This window comes from Actinophytocola sp., assembly GCF_036002505.1.
Lineage (GTDB): Bacteria > Actinomycetota > Actinomycetes > Mycobacteriales > Pseudonocardiaceae > DASYTH01.
On record NZ_DASYTH010000348.1, the window covers coordinates 1 to 1,782 of the forward strand.

Sequence of the window (1,782 nt, forward strand, 5' to 3'; positions counted from 1 at the left end):
CAGGATGTTGGGACAACCCCGGTTGCACGCCAGGCAGAGCCGGGCAGACCGGCCAGGGCACCGCCCCGACCAGCAGCACACCCCGACCCCACCACTCGACCCGCGTCCCGCCGGTCGAGCCACGACCCCACGCCCGCCCACCGTCAGGCTCGCCCTTGACTTCTCCCACACAGGATGCTCCCACCGCACTCACACGCTGCCGCCGATGATCACCGAGCGCCAGGCGTGGCCGTCAGTGACCACCCCTGCCTCGATGGCGGCTCCTCCTCCTCCTCCACCACCACCACTCCAGGAGCCGCCACGTCCATCGCGAGGGAACCGCGGCCTCTTGCAATCTCCACACGCGGCGGCGACCATCCAGGGGATTGCGCCCCGTTGGGCGCCGAGCCCGAGGGGGCCTGGATGCGACGCCGCGTTGCTGTTGTCGTGATCCTCAGCCTGGCCACCGTCCTTGCCGTGGCCGCACCGGCCAGCGCGATCAGCGCCTTTGGTCCACCCGCCACGGTCATAGCGTCGCCGTGCTCATTCATCTTCGCCGACGGTGACGCCGCGCTCGGGCCTGATGGGCTGACCCGCGGCTTCGCCACCTACAACGGGCCGGGCTGCCCCTTCCAGATCTGGTACTTCCAGGGCTCCGGGTCGTCGTGGACTCGGCAGCTCAGCCCGTATCGGGGTGTCGTCCTCGGGGTCGCCGTGGACGGTGCCGACACCTACCTGCTGTACGCGGCCAGCGACGGCGTGCGGATCACCAAGCGGACCCGTGCCGGCTTCACGCCGGGGCGCCGCCTGTCCCCGGTTGGCCTGGGTGGCGCGACCGTGCCGACCGGTGACGTGATCGCGATCGGCGGCACGTGGTGGGCCGTCTGGGACGAGCCGGTCGGTCCCGGGGGGGAGTTCGCCCAGCATGAGCTGTTCCAGGCCAAGACGTATGGGACCGACCGCAGCCGGCAACGGATCACGTTCGATCCACGCTGGGACACCGCAGCGACCCTCGCCCGGCGGTCGGGTGGCGGCGCCGTGCTGGCGTGGGAGCGAAACGACGGCGCGCGTGGGGAGGTGTCCGACCTCCGCATCGCCACCAGTGTCAACGGCGCCTGGTCCTCGCGGGCGTTCGCCACGCTGGGGAATCTGAACACGCAACCCGATCTGTTCACGACCGGGACGACCACGTTCATCGCCTGGATCCGTGACGGCCGGGCCGTCGAGGCGGACAACGGCAGCGGGGTGTTCAAAAGCCATACCTTCGCCACCGCGGCTTCGTTCCGCCCGCGGGTGGCGAGTTCGTTCGGCAAGGTGTTCGTGATCTGGACCACCCCCGGCGGGCGGACGTTCGCCGCGGAACGGTCCGGTAGCGTCTGGACGGGGACCTACCTCTCCGATCCGGGGCGCACCGGGCTGGCGGTGACCGCACGCCGCGGCAAGGCGACCGTGCTGATGCTCAGCCGGCTTCGGTTGTTTGCCCGTACGCAGGTCTGAGCCGGGTGCGCCGCTCCGGATCCTCGCCGGGGCGGTGTCCCCGCATCGCAACGATGGGCCGGCGATCCCCAAGCCGACGCGCGCCTGTTCTCCTGACGACTACCAAGCCATACCTACAGCTCAACCAAGGACGCGACGGACTTCGGCAGGTTGTTCATCGAGGCCCAGGGTGGCGGGGTGATCGTCACCGAGCATCCGTCAACGGGCGGCTAGCAGTGCTCCGTTAGGTCTTGCGGGAGTGCCACGCCCGGGTGTACCTCTCAAGCAAGAGCACCGAGCCGAAAGGAGCACGCCACCACTTACTGG

1 protein-coding gene is annotated in these 1,782 nt (G+C 70.0%); it reads left to right on the top strand.

Annotated features, from left to right (window positions below; genetic code table 11):
• Nucleotides 1-402 precede the first annotated feature (402 nt).
• Nucleotides 403-1,476 (top strand): hypothetical protein, encoded by a 1,074-nt coding sequence (locus VGR06_RS30410; protein ID WP_327562600.1) that lies wholly within the window; start codon nucleotides 403-405, stop codon nucleotides 1,474-1,476.
• Nucleotides 1,477-1,782 lie beyond the last annotated feature (306 nt).